The sequence below is a fragment of the Parafrankia irregularis genome (assembly GCF_001536285.1).
Taxonomy (GTDB): domain Bacteria; phylum Actinomycetota; class Actinomycetes; order Frankiales; family Frankiaceae; genus Parafrankia; species Parafrankia irregularis.
Genome location: NZ_FAOZ01000006.1, coordinates 35,695 through 51,258, shown reverse-complemented (window position 1 = coordinate 51,258; position 15,564 = coordinate 35,695). Strand labels below are relative to the sequence as shown.

General features: G+C 72.0%; 14 protein-coding genes and 1 tRNA gene. 12 read left to right on the top strand and 3 right to left on the bottom strand.

The window, feature by feature from the left end; translation table 11 throughout:
* The first annotated feature begins 104 nt into the window (after positions 1-104).
* The gene (locus AWX74_RS11460) at positions 105-1,262 is read left to right on the top strand and encodes a chorismate-binding protein (RefSeq protein ID WP_091274855.1); all 1,158 of its coding nucleotides are present in this window, start codon (positions 105-107) and stop codon (positions 1,260-1,262) included.
* A gap of 198 nt (positions 1,263-1,460) precedes the next feature.
* Here AWX74_RS11460 and AWX74_RS11455 read toward each other — a convergent pair whose 3' ends face one another.
* Complete coding sequence (locus AWX74_RS11455; RefSeq protein ID WP_006544472.1) at positions 1,461-1,892, bottom strand: SsgA family sporulation/cell division regulator; 432 nt, start codon at positions 1,890-1,892, stop codon at positions 1,461-1,463.
* Between the two features lie 557 nt (positions 1,893-2,449).
* Between AWX74_RS11455 and AWX74_RS11450 the strand changes: the two genes are divergently transcribed.
* Together AWX74_RS11450 and AWX74_RS11445 are read left to right on the top strand one after the other, a co-directional pair.
* A tRNA-Val gene (locus AWX74_RS11450) sits at positions 2,450-2,521 on the top strand.
* 608 nt (positions 2,522-3,129) lie between these two features.
* Entirely contained in the window at positions 3,130-3,696 is a 567-nt protein-coding gene (locus AWX74_RS11445; RefSeq protein ID WP_091274851.1) for an HIT family protein, read from the top strand.
* A 40-nt stretch (positions 3,697-3,736) separates the two neighbouring features.
* Here the strand turns inward: AWX74_RS11445 and AWX74_RS11440 are convergent, their stop codons facing one another.
* Positions 3,737-6,100, bottom strand: coding sequence for an elongation factor G-like protein EF-G2 (locus tag AWX74_RS11440; RefSeq protein WP_091274847.1), 2,364 nt, complete (start codon positions 6,098-6,100; stop codon positions 3,737-3,739).
* 278 nt (positions 6,101-6,378) lie between these two features.
* Between AWX74_RS11440 and pgsA the strand changes: the two genes are divergently transcribed.
* From pgsA to AWX74_RS11420, 4 genes are all read left to right on the top strand, one after another.
* Positions 6,379-7,200: a phosphatidylinositol phosphate synthase gene (gene pgsA, locus AWX74_RS11435; protein ID WP_091274843.1), complete on the top strand. Its 822-nt coding sequence runs from the start codon at positions 6,379-6,381 to the stop codon at positions 7,198-7,200.
* Between the two features lie 66 nt (positions 7,201-7,266).
* Complete coding sequence (locus AWX74_RS11430) at positions 7,267-8,130, top strand: phosphatidylinositol mannoside acyltransferase (RefSeq protein ID WP_091274840.1); 864 nt, start codon at positions 7,267-7,269, stop codon at positions 8,128-8,130.
* A 13-nt stretch (positions 8,131-8,143) separates the two neighbouring features.
* A complete protein-coding gene (locus AWX74_RS11425) occupies positions 8,144-9,310 on the top strand; it encodes a glycosyltransferase family 4 protein (RefSeq protein WP_091274837.1) in 1,167 nt (388 codons plus the stop codon).
* Between the two features lie 389 nt (positions 9,311-9,699).
* Entirely contained in the window at positions 9,700-10,335 is a 636-nt protein-coding gene (locus tag AWX74_RS11420) for a hypothetical protein (RefSeq protein WP_091274834.1), read from the top strand.
* A gap of 72 nt (positions 10,336-10,407) precedes the next feature.
* Here AWX74_RS11420 and AWX74_RS11415 read toward each other — a convergent pair whose 3' ends face one another.
* Positions 10,408-11,214, bottom strand: coding sequence for an LppU/SCO3897 family protein (locus tag AWX74_RS11415; protein WP_091274831.1), 807 nt, complete (start codon positions 11,212-11,214; stop codon positions 10,408-10,410).
* A 669-nt stretch (positions 11,215-11,883) separates the two neighbouring features.
* Between AWX74_RS11415 and pdxS the strand changes: the two genes are divergently transcribed.
* The 5 genes from pdxS to ruvA all read left to right on the top strand — a co-directional run bounded on the left by pdxS (position 11,884) and on the right by ruvA (position 15,541).
* A complete protein-coding gene (gene pdxS / locus AWX74_RS11400; protein ID WP_076824226.1) occupies positions 11,884-12,843 on the top strand; it encodes a pyridoxal 5'-phosphate synthase lyase subunit PdxS in 960 nt (319 codons plus the stop codon).
* Positions 12,840-13,451 (top strand): pyridoxal 5'-phosphate synthase glutaminase subunit PdxT, encoded by a 612-nt coding sequence (gene pdxT / locus AWX74_RS11395; RefSeq protein ID WP_091274825.1) that lies wholly within the window; start codon positions 12,840-12,842, stop codon positions 13,449-13,451. Before pdxS ends, pdxT begins: the two co-directional genes overlap by 4 nt.
* On the top strand, positions 13,448-14,203 hold the full coding sequence (locus AWX74_RS11390) for a YebC/PmpR family DNA-binding transcriptional regulator (RefSeq protein ID WP_054565786.1): 756 nt from the start codon (positions 13,448-13,450) through the stop codon (positions 14,201-14,203). Before pdxT ends, AWX74_RS11390 begins: the two co-directional genes overlap by 4 nt.
* Before the next feature lie 86 nt (positions 14,204-14,289).
* The gene (ruvC, locus tag AWX74_RS11385) at positions 14,290-14,829 is read left to right on the top strand and encodes a crossover junction endodeoxyribonuclease RuvC (protein ID WP_054565787.1); all 540 of its coding nucleotides are present in this window, start codon (positions 14,290-14,292) and stop codon (positions 14,827-14,829) included.
* A gap of 37 nt (positions 14,830-14,866) precedes the next feature.
* Complete coding sequence (gene ruvA / locus AWX74_RS11380; RefSeq protein ID WP_091275694.1) at positions 14,867-15,541, top strand: Holliday junction branch migration protein RuvA; 675 nt, start codon at positions 14,867-14,869, stop codon at positions 15,539-15,541.
* The last annotated feature ends 23 nt before the right edge of the window (positions 15,542-15,564 follow it).

Here is a 15,564-nt window from a genome sequence, read left to right as displayed (position 1 = left end):
CGGGGCAGGCGCGGCCACGTCGACCGCGGCGATACGGTCAGCGGAATGAAGTACGCGAACAGGGGCATCACGACGGGGGGACGACTTTCAGGGAGCGGCGCGCAATGCGGTCACGGGCGGCTGGAGTGACCGTCCCAGGGGCGGTCCGGGGCCGGGAGTCCTATCTCCTGGCGGGAGGACTGCTCGCCACCGGCGTGATGGACGTCTCGGACGACCTGCGTGTGCTGGACGGCGGCGGCTTCTGGGGAGTGGTCGTCGACTTCGAGGGCGGCTGCCGTTGCGTCCGCTTTCGCGAGGTGCGTCAGGCCCCGGCGGCCGCGGTGGCGGCCGCCGCGCCCTGGCAGGGCCCGGCACATGACTCGTGGGCCACGAGCATGGACGCCGCGGCCTACATCGCGGGGGTCGGTGCGATCCGCGCGGAGATCGCCGCCGGCGAGGTCTACCAGGTGAACCTGTGCCGCCTTCTGTCGGCACCGATCGCCCCGGGCCCGGCGGGATCGGATCTCGCCGCCCTCGCGGCCGTTCTGGCCGCGGGCAACCCCGCGCCCTACTCGGTGGTGCTCGATGCGCCCGAGGCGGATCTGCGCATCGTCGGTGCCTCTCCCGAGCTGTTCCTCTCCCGAGACGGTGACGTGGTCCGTTCCGGCCCCATCAAGGGCACCGGCCGGACCGCCGCCGACCTTCGGGACAAGGACGTCGCCGAGAACGTGATGATCGTCGATCTGGTCCGGAACGACCTGGGGCGGGTGGCGCGACCGGGAAGCGTCACGGTGCCGGCGCTGTGCAGGGTCGAGCAGCACCCGGGCCTCGTCCATCTCGTCTCGACTGTGCAGGCGACACTTGCTCCCCAGGTCGGCTGGGCCGAGCTGCTCGCCGCGACCTGTCCGCCGGGATCTGTCTCCGGGGCGCCGAAATCGAGCGCGTTGCGGATCATCAACCGGCTGGAGCCGGTCGCGCGCGGTCACTACTGCGGCGGCATCGGGTGGGTCGACGCCGACACCCGGCGTGGCTGGCTGTCGGTGGCCATCCGGACCTTCTGGCTCGCCGACGAGCGGATCTGGTTCGGTACCGGCGCCGGAATCACCTGGGGCAGCGACGCGGAAGCGGAATGGCGTGAGACGGAGCTCAAGGCCGCCAACCTGCTGTCGTTGGCCTCCGCCACGGCCTCGACCGCCACGAGCTGGCGCGGGCGTGTCGGACCGACGGACGTCTCCCGCGGATCCGGGTACGGCACGTCCGGGCGTGTCTCGGCGACAGGCTGAGGATCTCCGCGCCGGAGATCTCCCACGGATCTACACGGACCCCGGATCTACACGGACCCGCGGACCCGCCGACATAGCGAAGCGCCTGGTGGGGGAGAGTCCCCACCAGGCGCTCATGTCGACGGGAGCTGACATTGTGTGCCGGATGTGCCCGCACCGGCCTGCCCGGGGTCGGACACGACGCCGACCCCGGTTGCGTCACCGTTCGGGGCCGCCCCAGATCAGGAGGGCGAGCTCGGCGTCCAGATCGATGACATCGCTCTCTCCACCGAGCGGCACGGCCGCATACGTTCGGCGGAGGAACGCCAGCACCTCGGCACGTGGCATCTCGAAGAGCGCGTGACCGGACGGACTCGACAACGACAGGCACACGATCCGCCCACCCGACTGGGCGGCGGGCCAGACCTGTACGTCGCCATCGCCGGCTGGCCGGCGGACGCCGTCACTGAGGAGCTGCCGAGCGAAGGTCCATTCCACGACCTCATCGGCCCCGGTGCGGAAGCCGATACTGACCGCGTACGGGTCGGCCGGCTCGTATCGGACCGTGGCGGCGACCGGAACCGGAGCGCCACCGGGAACGACGAGCCGAAGGGCGAGTTCTGCGGTGATCGAATCGTGACGAATAGTCATCGGGCGGCCTCTCATGGTGCGTGGTGCGGGCGAGCACCCGTGTAACGAGATAGTTCCCTCTCTGAGTCCCGTTTGAAACAAGGTTATGCCAGGACAACATCCGTTACGGCGGTTCGGGCGAGTTGCCCTGCCCGGGAAGACCGACCGAAGTCCCCTGAGAAGACCCGGTCGGTCGCGGTGGTGATCGCCGAGCCGAAGGTGTCGCTCGGTGATCGTGTTCCGCGTTCGACTGAGGGTTCCCCCGAGCACAATGGCCGTTCTGCCGAGGCCGTGCCACTCATAGCCTTCCCTGTCCGGACCCGTCTCAACCACGGCGAGTCCCGGCCAACCCGGCGTGTCCCGAGGATCAGCCGGAGGGCAGACATGCCCGCATCCGTCCGTTGGCCACCCCCTGTCCGTCCCTCGGTCGTGTCCGTGTAAGCTGAGCCCAGGCTCGGTGAGGGCGCAACACGTCCGGCCGGAGCTGCTGGTCTGAGAGGCTTTGGGGTAGTTTGGAGGCGGTGCCGGCCGGTCCGGTGCACCGGTTCCGTTCTGTCAGGTAGCTTGTTGGATCGCGCGGGCGTATAGCTCAGGGGTAGAGCGCTGCCTTCACACGGCAGAGGTCCGTGGTTCGAAACCACGTACGCCCACACACCGCGCGGCATCTCCGCGTCATCATCTCAGTGTCACCGCTGCGTCGCCCGATGGCGGCAGCACTCTCCGCTCCCTACGGTCGGCCGCCCTCCCATCTGCGCTGTTGGGCTGTGACCTGCGCCCTTCCAGGGGGTCGACCGGTACCCCTGAGGGGTACCGAGACGTCCGATTCGGTGATCCCGCAGTCGTCTCGAGGTCTCCGTGACGAAGGTCGTCGGGCCGGTTCGACGCCCAGAAAATCAGATGCCTCGTGCTGCGCGGTGGTGGCACTTTGGTGGTGGTGCGGACTTTCGGCGCAGCGGTACGGACCTTCGGCCGGTCCTGAACCGACGGCCGGATCTGTCCCGGACGTGCCTTCGGGGGAAGCCTCCCGGCTGGCTACCGCGCCCGGCCAGGTGCGGAGACGGCCTGCCAAGCGCCAACCGGCGGCGGCTCGTGGATGGGTACCGTGGTCCCGGACGGAAGCAGCGGAGGAATCCATGGCCGGTCGTCGGTGGGGCTGGTCCCGGGGCGTGCGGGAGGCGGCAAGCGTGGTGAGGTTGGCTCACGTCCGAGCGGCGGGCCGGCGGCGGCTCGAGGTCGCGCGCCCGGCAGGCCACTCCCGATGACCGCGGCCACCGCTCCGGGCGGCGGGCCACTGGACGAGCAGGCGGGTGTCGGTCATCCGGACGCCTTCCAGCGCCTCTACACACCGCATCGCATGGCGTACATAAAAGGGGAGGGGCGGTCGCCCGGCGACCAGTGCCCGTTCTGTGCCATCGTCGCGATGACGGACGAAGAAGGGCTCGTCGTCGCCCGCGGAAAAACGGTCTACGCCGTCCTCAACCTCTACCCCTACAATGCGGGCCATCTGATGGTGGTTCCCTATCGTCACGTCGCGGACTACGCGGAGATGAGTTACGACGAGACGGTGGAGATGGCGCTCTTCGTGCAGCACGCGCTGCGCGCATTGCGGGTGGCCAGCGGCGCACACGGCTTCAACACCGGAATGAACCTCGGCACGGTGGCCGGCGCGGGTATCGCCGCGCATGTGCACCAGCACGTGGTGCCGCGGTGGGGCGGCGACACGAACTTCATGCCCGTGGTCGGGGCGACCCGGGTCCTGCCGGCGCTCCTCGGCCAGACCCGGGAGCTGCTCGCCGCGGCCTGGAGCCGCACAGAGCAGGTGTGAGGCCCGCGCACGGGCCTCACATGCGCCACCGCGACGAGGCTCAGGCCAGCCCGGTCACCTTCGCCGCGAGCTGGTCCGGAAGCCGCTCGTAGCCATGGGGCCGGCGGGTGAACACACCGGTCCCATGGCTGACGGAGCGCAGGTCGATCGCGTAGCGGGTCATTTCCAGCGCCGGCACCTCGGCGTGAATCATGGTGCGTCCTGAACCGCGTTCGAGTCCTTCTCCGCCGGCGCCTGCGCCTTCCTGGGACGTCACCCCCACGACTCGGCCGCGGCGGGTCGCGATGTCGTTCATCACCGCGCCGACGTGTTCGTCGGGAACGTCGACGTCGATTTCCAGCACGGGTTCGAGCAGCACCACGCCGGCGGCGTTGGCGGCCTCGCGCACGGCCAGCCCGCCGGCCGCCTGGAACGCCAGGTCCGATGAGTCGACACTGTGTGCTTTTCCGTCGACGAGCCGCACCCGCAGATCAACGGCGGGGAATCCGGCGACCAGCCCGCGTTCCAGCTGGGCGCGCACACCTTTCTCGACCGACGGCACGAACTGGCGGGGTACGGCGCCGCCGACGACCTCGTCGACGAACTCGATGCCGCTCCCGGCGGGCAGCGGTTCCACGACGATCCGGCAGATCGCGTACTGGCCGTGTCCGCCGGACTGCTTGACCAGCCGGCCGACGCCCTCGGCGCTGGCACGGACGGTCTCGCGCAGCGGCAGGCGCAGCGGCACCTTCTCCAACGTGACGCCGAAGCGGTCGTGCAGGTGTTCCAGCACCAGGTCACCGTGGGCCTCACCCATGCACCACAGGACGAGCTGGCCCGTGTCGGGGTCATGGCGCACGGTCAGCGTGGGGTCTTCGGCGCCCAGGCGCCCGAGCGCAGCGGAGAGCTTGCTCTCGTCGGATCGAGCCTGTGCCTGCACAGCCATGGGTAGCAGCGGCTCGGGCATGGTCCACGCCGGGAGGTACCGCGGGTCCGCCGGGTCGGAGAGGGTGTCCCCGGTCTCCGCGGTGGCCAGCCGGGTGATCACGCAGAGGCCACCCGCGGCGCACTCGTCGACCGAGTGCAGGGACAGCCCGATCGGTTGGGAGAGGGCGCCGATCCGCTCGCGGTCCTCGTGGTCGGGGTGGCCCGCGGCGGCCCGTCCGTGCCCGGACACATGCACCGACGCGTCGGGGCGCAGCGTGCCGGAGAACACCCGGACCATCGACATCCGGCCGATGTACGGGTCGGTGGTGGTACGCACGATCTCGGCGACGAGCGGCCCGGACGGGTCGGCATGTGCGGGTGGGCAGGGGGATCCGTCCGGGCGGGTGAGCCTGGGCAGCGGGTGCTCGCTCGGGGCGGGGAACGCGTAGGTGAACAGGTCGAGGAGCTCCGCCGTCCCCAGACCGGGCTGGAAGTCGTGCGCCCCCCGCTCGGGACCGGGTGGGATCATGAGCGGCAGCACCGGATAGAGGGAGCCGCGGGCCACCGCCGTCTCCAGATCGTCCAGCAGGATCTTCGGATCGAGTTCGGCGCCGTCGACATACCGGTCGAGCAACGCCTCGTCCTCGCTCTCGGCGATGACCCCCTCAAGCAGCGCGCCCCGTGCGTCGGCCGCGGCTCCGGTGAGCTCGACCGGGTGTTCGTGCTCGTGGCGGCCGTCGGCCGTGTAGTCGATCAGCCGTCCGGTCACCAGGCCGATCAGCCGGCGGGGCGGTGTTCGCCGCGCCGCCCCGGCGCCGCCAGCGCCGTCGGTCCGAGCGGTGGCCGCGGTCGCCGGGTAGTCCGGGTCGGGGATGTTGGTTCCCTCCAGCAGGTAGACGGGGAGGACCCCGGCCCCGAACGCCTCCTGGCAGGCCATCACCATGGCATCGAAGTCCGCGCGGGGATGGTCCAGACGGGTGATGGCGATGGCGCGGGGCATGCCCACGGCCGCGCATTCGTCCCAGAGCATTCTGGTGGAGCCGTCGATCCCCTCGATCGCGTTGATCACGAACAGTGCCGCGTCCGCGGCCCGTAGCCCGGCCCGAAGCTCGCCGACGAAGTCCGGATAGCCCGGGGTGTCCAGCAGGTTCACGGTCACGCCGCGATGCCGCAGCGAGCCGAGAACCAGCGAGACGCTGCGTTGGGCGGTTTCCCCGCCGGAGGCCGTGCCCGCGCCGCCTCCGGCGGCACCCACCCCGGGCCAGGCTCCGTTCGCTCCAGTTGCTCCGTTCGCTCCAGTCGCCCGGTTGGATCCAGTCGCCCGGTTGGATCCAGGCGAGGACGGACGGCCCTCGCCGGCCGCGGTGTCCGCCGTGACATCGACGTGGCTGCCAAGGCTCGCCGCCACCTGGAACAGGTGCTGCCGCAGAGTCGTCTTGCCCGCGCCGGTGTGGCCGACGAGAACGACGTTCCGCACGTCGTGTGCCGCTGTTGTCATACCGCCTCCCATCGGGGCTCGGCGGGCCGAGTGCACACCGGCCTCGTTCGAGGCCGGTGTGGTCCGCCTCGCGGCCAGCGCCGGGAGGGCCCGGCGGTCACTGCCGGGACCCCGGGCCGAGGAGGTTGGCCATGACGCTGACGCGTACCCCGAAGAGTCCCCCGATGTGACGGGGACAACAAATCCAGGCCGGATCGTGATGAGAAATGAGCGGATCGTGACGGCGGTACTGTGAGACCGCCCAACCCGGGCGGTACACGACAGACGACGGGACGGACATGCTCGCTAGCAATGCGCGACCCCAGATCCAGAAGGTGCTCGATCCGTTGAGCCAGTGGGCCGCGCGGTCGTCGGTGTCGCCCGACCTGGTCACGGTCATCGGAACGATCGGCGTCGCCGGCGGCGCGCTGGGGTTCTTCACTCTCGGGCACTTCTTCGTCGGCACCCTCGTCATCACCCTGTTCGTCTTCTCCGACCTGGTCGACGGTGTGATCGCCCGTGCTCGCGGGATCTCCTCGAAGTGGGGTGCCTTCCTGGACTCGACCTCGGACCGGGTGGGCGACGGCGCGATCTTCGGCTCGCTGGTGATCTGGTACGCGGGCGACGGTGACTCGCTGCCGCTCGCCGGCGCGGCGCTGCTGTGCCTGGTCGCCGGCTCGGTGACCTCCTATGTGAAGGCCCGGGCCGAGAGCCTCGGCTTCACCTGCAACGTCGGCTTCGCCGAGCGAGGCGAGCGGCTGCTGATCCTGCTCGTCGCCGCGGGCCTGTACGGCCTCGGCGTGCCGTACCTGCTGCCGGTCGCGCTGTGGTTCCTGGTGGGCGCGACCGTGCTCACGGTGGCCCAGCGTGTGGTCCACGTGTATCGGCAGTTCGTCCGCTCCGGCCGGCCGACCCTCGTGCCGCCGGCCGGCGAGTCGAACGCCGCCGGGGAGGCCACGGAGGCCGACCAGACCGGGGCGGGTCCTTCGGTGGCCTCTTCGGTGGTGAGCCAGACCGGTGCGCCTGACCTGGCTGGCGGGGCTGGCGGGGCCGGCGTGGCTGGTTCCGGCGGCGGGCCGCGGGGCGTGCCGCCGGTCCCGCAGGTCGCGCCGGGCCGCTGAGGTGGGAGCGGGCTCGGAGGCGGGCGTGGGAGCGGGCCTGGAACCAGTCGCGGGAGCGGGCTGCCGATGACGCTCGCTGGCCGGGTGACGCTGCTCGCCTACGTGCTGGGGTGGCGGCTGGTCCGGTTGCTGCCCGGGGCGCTGGCGGCCTGGCTGTTCCGGCGGGCCGCGGACCTCGCGTGGCGCCGCGGCGGGCGGGGGACCACCCGGCTGCGGGCCAACCTGGCCCGGGTCGTTCCCGCCGGCACTGATCTGGACGCGTTGACGCGCTCGGCGCTGCGCTCCTACGCCCGGTACTGGATGGAGGTCTTCCGCCTCCAGGACATGCCGACGGACTCGATCGTCGGCCGGATGCGGGTGCTGGACGAGGCGAGGCTGCGCGGCGCCCATGCGACCGGCCGGGGCATGATCCTGGCCCTGCCGCACATGGGGAACTGGGAGCAGGCCGGCGCCTGGCTGGTCGCGACGGGGGTCCCGTTCACCACCGTCGCCGAGCGACTGCGCCCGGAGCCGCTCTTCGATCGTTTTGTCCGTTTCCGTGCCGCGCTCGGCATGGAGGTCGTCCCGCTGACCGGCGGTGAGCAGCCGCCGGCGGAACTGCTCACCGAGCGGCTGCGCGCCGGTGGGGCCCTCTGCCTGCTGGCCGACCGTGACCTCTCCGAGGCCGGCGTGGAAGTCACCTTCTTCGGGGCCCCCGCGACGATGCCGCCCGGCCCGGCCGCCCTCGCGCTGCGCACGGGCGCGGCCCTGCTGCCGGTGACGCTCTGGTTCGATGACGACGGCTGGAGCGCGCGGATCCATCCCGAGGTCGAGCACACCGACGTCCAGACCATGACCCAGGTGCTGGCGGACGAGTTCGCCGCGGGGATCGCCGCCCACCCGGCCGACTGGCACATGCTCCAGCGGATCTGGCGCGAACCCGTGCGGTGAGGAAGGGTCGGCTGTGAAGATCGGACTCGCCTGTCCGTACACGTGGGACGTCCCCGGCGGGGTCCAGGCACACGTGCGTGACCTGGCCGAGTCGCTGCTGGAGGCCGGCCACGAGGTCTCGGTGATCACGCCGGTGGACGACGAGTCCGCCCTGCCGCCCTACGCCGTTGACGCCGGGCGCGCGGTGCCGGTGCCCTACAACGGCTCGGTCGCACGCCTGCTCATGGGACCGGTGTCGGCCGCGCGGGTGCGCCGGTGGCTGCGCGAGCACGACTTCGACGTGCTGCACGCGCACGAGCCGACGGCGCCCAGCATCAGCCTGCTGGCCTGCATGCTCGCGGACGGCCCCCTGGTCGCGACGTTCCACACGTCGAACCCCAGGTCCCGCATGCTGACCGCGGCCCAGGTCGCGCTGCAGCCGTCGTTCGAGAAGCTGCGGGCCCGGATCGCGGTGTCCGAGGCGGCGCGTCGCACGCTGGTGGAGCATCTGGGCACCGGTGCCATCCTCATCCCCAACGGCGTCGCGGTACGCGCCTTCGAGGGCGCCCGACCGCTGCCCGGGTACGACGGCAGCGGCGACAGCACGACGGGTGCGGGTGCGGGTGCTCCGACCGTGGTCTTCCTCGGGCGCATCGACGAGCCCCGCAAGGGCCTCGACGTGCTGATGGCGGCCTTCCCGATGCTGGTCGAGCGGGTCCCCGACGCCCGGCTGCTGGTGGCGGGCCCGGGGGACACGGCCGCCGTCCGCGCGCGGATCGACCGGTCGCTGGTCGATCGGGTTGACCTGATCGGCCTGGTGCCCGAGGCCGACAAGCCCGCGGTCTTCGCCTCCGGGAGCGTGTACTGCGCGCCCAACACGGGGCAGGAGAGTTTCGGGATCGTGCTGCTGGAGGCGATGGCGGCGGGAACACCGGTCATGGCCAGCGATATCGACGCCTTCCGGCGAGTGCTGGACGACGGGCGTGCCGGGCGGCTGTTCGGCGTGGGTGAGCCGGCGGAGCTGGCGGCGGGGCTCGCCGATCTGCTCCGCGATCCCACGGAACGAGCGCGGCTGGTCGAACGCGGTCGTTCGGTGGTCATGAGCTACGACTGGCGGGTTGTGACGCAACGCATCGTGAGCGTCTACGAGATGGTCTCCGGGGACCGGCCGGTGTCGGTCGCGGCGGCGGACGAGAGCTGACCGCAACGCTCGTGGTCGACCCCCGGTGCGCATCGTGGCTCGCCGCATGCAGGGGGACTCGACTGCTGGCGCCTCCGACCAGGCTGGATGCGGAGCGGAGATGATCCGTCGCGGTGTCCTTCGTGTGGTCGATCCCGGGGAGAGTTCATCCATCGGAGTTGACTACGCTGCGCGAGTTGACGTCCTCCCCTCTGGTGAAGTGAACGTGGGGGATTCCAACTACACGAACAGGGGTTCGCGGTGTTGAGGTTGGCTCATCCAGCTGTGACGTCGCGTTCCCGAACGGTGGTCCGCCTGACAGCGAACCACCGACCCCTGCCCCGCTCCGCGGGAAGCCGGATCCCTCCCCGGTCCGAAGGCCGGGGCCGGGGTATCCCCCGGGGCCCCCGATGACGGTCGTCGTGGCCGTGGTTGTGCTTGTTGTCGCGGCCGCGACCTATCTGACCTGGCTCGCGAGCCGGCTCGACCGCCTGGCGAGCCGGGTCGACGCGGCCAGGTCCGGCCTGGTCGTGCAGCTTCTCGCACGGGCCGAGGCCGCGCAGACCCTCGCGCGGCGGTACGAGCTGTCCGAACTCGCCACCGCCGCCGAGAGTGCCCGAGCCGGCCACACCGCTCTGCTCGCCGACGCCGCTCGGCCCTCGGCGGCGGCCCGGTCCTCAGACACGGCTCCGCAGCCCGCCGATGCGGCTCCGTCCGCCGGTGCCGGCCTGGATTCGGCTGCCGAGGATGCCGAGAACGCGCTGAGCCGCGCGCTGCGCTCCTCCGCCGTCGTTGCGGTGGGGCGGGAGACGCCTGAGGCCGTCGCGGCACTGGACGCGGCGGCGGCCAGGGTGGTGCTGGCCCGCCAGTTCCACAACGACGCGGTGGGGGACGTCCGATCGCTCGCCGGGCGGCGCATCGTGCGGGTGCTGCACCTGGCGGGGCGGCGGCCGTTGCCGGCCTACTTCGAGATCGACGACGCGCTGCCTGTGCGCGGGGACGGCCCGCCCCACCCGGAGGGCGGAGCCGCGGTATTCGGCACCTGACCAGCCGCCCCGCGCGGCCGTGCCCGTGCGGCCGTGTCCGTGCCCGTGCCCGCTACCGCGCCCCGGGCGGTGTCAGGCGTCCCGGATGTCCGTCCCGCCGCCGGTGCCGTCTCGGCCGCGACCGGGCTGATCCTGCTGGTCGGAGCCCGAATCCGCCCCCGGAGCAGGGGCCAGGCACAGGACGAAGTCCGAGCCGCCGCCGGTCTCGGTGTACGTCGCCGTGGAGCGCGCCATCAGCTCGCACAGCGCATCCGAGTCGCCGGACACGCGGCTCAGGACGAGGAACTGGGCGTCTGGTGAGTCACATCCGACGACCGCTACGCCGTCACCGTCCCGGCGGACGCAGTCTCCCGTGCTGACGCGGGTGGCACCCGGCTGGCTCCCGACGATCACCCCGACCACCAGGACCAGGGCCGCGAGCGGGACCAGCACCCCGAGTGCGGCCGGCCGCCGGGTCAACGGCGGCTCCGGTCGCGGCCGCGGGCCGTAGGCGGGGCCCGGGGGAGGAAGTTTCTTGATCTTCAGGTTCGCGCCGAGGTTCAACACCAGGACCACCGGCGTGATCAGCATGGAGGCGATTCCCCACCAGCCCTGCCACAGGGTCCGCGCGCTCATCGCGCGCAGCCTGGAGGTTCCGCAGTCCCGGCAGAAGGGGCCGGGTTCGGATCGGAACCGCATCAGGACGAAGAATCCCTGGTGCTCGCGGATCGTCGTCTGCGCGGCCGGCGCGGCGCCGCAGACTCGGCAGCGCGGCCCGGGTGCTCCGGCGCCGGGCCAGCCGGCGTTCGGGTAGCCGACCGGGGGCTGCGGCCAGCCGCTGCCCGGCGGTGGGCCGGCATGCGCGGGCCAGCCGGGGCCGGGCTGTGGGGTGCTGCCCACGGGCCAGTTGGCGCCGGGCTGTGGGGCGCCACCCGTGGGCGCCGGTGCCGCCGGTGCCGCCGGTGGCGGCCAGCCGGGCGGTCCGCCGGGGGGAGCGCCGAATCCACCGGGAGCCCCGGGGCCCCGGGGTGCGGGGCCTGGCCCGGGCCATGGCCCTGGGGGCGGCGGGCCGTAGGGGTTTGTCATGTTTCTCCCGGGTGCTCCTCGTCGCAGCAGGGCAGGATACTCCGAAGTCCGTCGAAGAACGATTTGTCCCCGAGATCCGATCTGGTGGGCGATGTGGCGACCGCCACCGCCGCTGTCGATCCCGCCGATGCCGGCGACCGGGTAGGACCGGCACTGTCCGGCCGTACGATGGTTTCGCAGCCATTACGTGCGGGCCCGCCATGTGCGGGTCCGTCCAGCCCGGAACGACCGCCGGAGAGTCAGCTCCCTGCGCGGCCCGGTGCTCGGCCGGCCGATCCGTTCGTCCGGTCCCGCACCGCTGTGCGCGGTCCTGACGTCATCGGTGGTCCGCCCGTAGCCGAGGGTTCCTCGGGGGCACCGGCCGTGGTCGGTCGTCGCCGGATCAGGGCGCCGGATCCATCCGGCGGTCACCTGCCGGTCGGCATCGTCGCGGGCGTCGTCCGGAGAACCCGTGTCCGCACTATTCGAAAGAGACACCACATGATGTCCGACGGCCCGACCACCACCGCCCCAGCCGCGGGCACCTCGCCGACCGGCCCCGGCACGCCGGGTGGCGGGGAGAGGCACGCCGGCACCGCCAGGGTCAAGCGCGGCATGGCGGAGATGCTCAAGGGCGGCGTCATCATGGACGTCGTCACCCCCGAGCAGGCCCGGATCGCCGAGGACGCGGGCGCCGTCGCGGTGATGGCGCTGGAGCGGGTGCCGGCCGACATCCGTGCGCAGGGCGGCGTCGCACGGATGAGCGATCCCGACATGATCGCCGGGATCATCGAGGCGGTCTCCATCCCGGTGATGGCCAAGGCCCGGATCGGGCACTTCGTCGAGGCGCAGATCATCCAGTCGCTGGGCGTCGACTACGTGGACGAGTCCGAGGTGCTGACCCCGGCCGACCCGCACCACCACATCGACAAGTGGGCTTTCACGGTTCCCTTCGTCTGCGGTGCCACGAACCTGGGGGAGGCGCTGCGGCGGATCTCGGAGGGCGCCGCGATGATCCGCTCGAAGGGTGAGGCGGGCACCGGCGAGGTCTCCAACGCGGTGGTGCACATGCGCACCATCCGGGCGGAGATCGCGCGGTTGTCGGCGCTGCCCCCGGAGGAGCTCTACGCCGCGGCGAAGGAGCTGCGGGCTCCGGTGGAGCTGGTCACCGAGGTCGCCCGGCTCGGGCACCTGCCGGTCGTGCTGTTCACCGCCGGTGGGATCGCCACCCCGGCGGACGCAGCGCTGATGATGCAGCTCGGTGCGGACGGCGTCTTCGTCGGTTCGGGCATCTTCAAGTCCGGTGACCCGGCCCGGCGCGCACGGGCGATCGTCGAGGCCACGACGATGTACAACGACCCCGGAGTGCTGGCCAAGGTGTCGCGTGGTCTGGGTGAGGCGATGGTCGGCATCAACGTCGGTGAGCTCCCGCCGCAGGCGCGCTTCGCCGACCGCGGCTGGTGAGCCTCCCGCGGATCGGTGTCCTGGCGTTGCAGGGCGACGTGCGGGAGCACGCGCGCGCTCTCGCCGGGGCTGGTGCCGAGGCCTGCGAGGTCCGCCGGGCCGCCGAGCTGGAGTCGCTCGACGGGCTGGTCCTGCCCGGTGGCGAGTCCACTACGATCGGGCGGCTACTGCGGGTGTTCGAGCTGCTCGAGCCGCTGCGGGCCGCCGTGGCCGGGGGCCTGCCGGTCTTCGGTTCGTGCGCTGGCATGATCCTGCTTGCCCGGGACGTGATCGATGGTCGGCCGGATCAGCCACTGATCGGTGGTCTTGATGTGGTCGTGCGGCGCAACGCCTTCGGTCGTCAGGTGGAGTCCTTCGAGACGGACCTGACGGTTGCCGGCGTCGACGGGCCGCAGGTGCATGCTGTCTTCATCCGGGCGCCCTGGGTAGAAAAGGCAGGGGACGGTGTGGATGTGCTGGCCCGGGTGGGCGACCGCCCGGTCGCCGTCCGGCAGGGGTGTCTGCTGGCCACGTCGTTCCACCCTGAACTGACGGGGGACATCCGGGTGCACCGGCTGTTCGTCCAGATCGTGCGATCCGAGCTCGGGCTCAAGAGGGGCAGGACATGAGCGGTCACTCCAAGTGGGCGACCACCAAGCACAAGAAGGCGGTCGTCGACGCCCGCCGCGGGAAGCTGTTCGCCAAGCTGGTCAAGACCGTCGAGGTGGCGGCGAAGACGGGCGGTGGGGATCCGGCGGGCAACCCGACGCTCGCCGATGCCATCGCCAAGGCGAAGTCACAGTCTGTGCCGAACGACAACATCGACCGGGCGATCAAGCGCGGATCCGGTGAGCTCGCCGGCGGGGCGAACTACGAGTCGGTCACCTACGAGGCCTACGGGCCGAACGGGGTCGCCGTGCTCGTCGAGTGCCTCACCGACAACCGCAACCGGGCCGCGTCCGACGTCCGGGTGGCGATCACCCGCAACGGTGGCACACCGGCCGACCCGGGCTCGGTGTCATACCTGTTCAACCGCAAGGGCGTCGTGCTGATCGACAAGACGGCCGAGCTCACCGAGGACGACGTCCTGCTGGCTGTGCTCGATGCGGGCGCGGAGGAGGTCAACGACGTCGGCGAGGCGTTCGAGGTTGTCTCCGAGGCTACGGACCTGCACGCGGTCCGGGTGGCGGCGGGTGATGCCGACCTCGCGGTCGCCTCGGCGGACATCTCCTGGCTGCCCTCGGTGAGCGTGTCGCTCGACGAGGAGCCGGCCCGGAAGGTCCTCAAGCTGGTCGAAGCGCTGGAGGACCTCGACGACGTCCAGAACGTCTGGTTCAACGCGGACATCTCGGACGACGTCATGGAGCTCGTGTCGAGCTGAGCCGGTCGCGGCGTGTCGCGGATGTCCCGGGTTGCCCCGGCCACTAGGATCGAACGGATGTTCGTGGACGTGGCCGGGAGGGCTCGTTGCGTGTTCTCGGGGTCGATCCTGGGCTGACCCGCTGTGGCATTGGTGTGGTCGACGGTGGCCCGGGCCGACGGGCCAGCCTGGTCGACGTCGGCGTGGTGCGTACGCCGGCGTCCGACGAGGTGGCGCAGCGGCTGCGGGCCGTCTCCGAAGGCGTGGAGGAGTGGCTGGACCGGCTGCGCCCGGACGCGGTGGCCGTGGAGAAGGTGTTCAGCCAGGCGAACGTGCGCACGGTGATGGGTACGGCCCAGGCCGGCGCCGTCGCGATCGTGGCGGCAGCCCGCCGTGGGCTGCCGATCGGTCTGTACACGCCCAGCGAGGTCAAGGCCGCGGTGACCGGCAGCGGGCGGGCCGACAAGGCACAGGTGGGGTTCATGGTGACCAGGCTTCTTGATCTGGCGGAGGCGCCGAAGCCGGCCGATGCCGCGGACGCGCTGGCGCTCGCGCTGTGTCATCTGTGGCGTGGCCCGGCGCTGGCCCGCATGCGTGCCGCGGACCCTCGCGCCCGGGTGGCGGACCCGCGGGGCAGTCGGGCATGACGGCGACGACTCCGACCTCGCCGACGGGACCGGCGTCGTGATCGCGTCGATCAGCGGAACCGTCGAGGCGCTCTCGCCCACCTCCGCGGTGGTGGACGTCGGTGGTGTCGGGATCCTCGTGTGGTGCACGCCCGCGACGCTGGCCGGGCTGCGGGTCGGTGAGCGCGCGAAGCTGTCGACGACCCTGGTCGTCCGGGAGACCGAGCTGACGCTCTACGGCTTCGCCGATGCCGACGAGCGGGACGTCTTCGAGATCCTGCAGGGTGCCGCCGGGGTGGGGCCCAGGCTCGCCCAGGCCGTGCTGGGCGTGCACAGTCCGGACGCGGTGCGGCGGGCGGTCGCGGCGGAGGACCTGGCCGCGCTCACCAAGGTTCCCGGGATCGGCCGCAAGGGCGCCCAGCGCATCGTCCTCGACCTGCGGGACAAGATCGGTCCGCCCGGCGCGCCGGTTCCGGCGCCACGCGGCGCGGCGGCAGCCGCCGCCGCCGTCGCCGAGCTTCGGCTTGGTGGCCCCGCCGAGCAGGTTCGCGACGCTCTGGTCGGGCTCGGCTACTCGGCGCGGGAGGCCCAGGATGCCGTCCTCGCTGCGGGCGCCGCGGCGGGCGCGGACGCAGGTGACGCAGGTGGCGCGGGCGTCATGGGTGACGCGGGCGCCGCGGTGGACCCGGCAGCGCTGCTGCGTGCGAGCCTCGCGATACTGCGGCCGCGATGAGGGCACCGGTCCGGGCGCGGGCA

Coding starts and splice junctions, on each gene's coding strand:
- AWX74_RS11460 (WP_091274855.1), top strand. CDS start 105: ATGCGGTCACGGGCGGCTGGAGTGACCGTCCCAGGGGCGGTCCGGGGC.
- AWX74_RS11455 (WP_006544472.1), bottom strand. CDS start 1,892: ATGACTATTCGTCACGATTCGATCACCGCAGAACTCGCCCTTCGGCTC.
- AWX74_RS11445 (WP_091274851.1), top strand. CDS start 3,130: ATGACCGCGGCCACCGCTCCGGGCGGCGGGCCACTGGACGAGCAGGCG.
- AWX74_RS11440 (WP_091274847.1), bottom strand. CDS start 6,100: ATGACAACAGCGGCACACGACGTGCGGAACGTCGTTCTCGTCGGCCAC.
- pgsA (WP_091274843.1), top strand. CDS start 6,379: ATGCTCGCTAGCAATGCGCGACCCCAGATCCAGAAGGTGCTCGATCCG.
- AWX74_RS11430 (WP_091274840.1), top strand. CDS start 7,267: ATGACGCTCGCTGGCCGGGTGACGCTGCTCGCCTACGTGCTGGGGTGG.
- AWX74_RS11420 (WP_091274834.1), top strand. CDS start 9,700: ATGACGGTCGTCGTGGCCGTGGTTGTGCTTGTTGTCGCGGCCGCGACC.
- pdxS (WP_076824226.1), top strand. CDS start 11,884: ATGTCCGACGGCCCGACCACCACCGCCCCAGCCGCGGGCACCTCGCCG.
- AWX74_RS11390 (WP_054565786.1), top strand. CDS start 13,448: ATGAGCGGTCACTCCAAGTGGGCGACCACCAAGCACAAGAAGGCGGTC.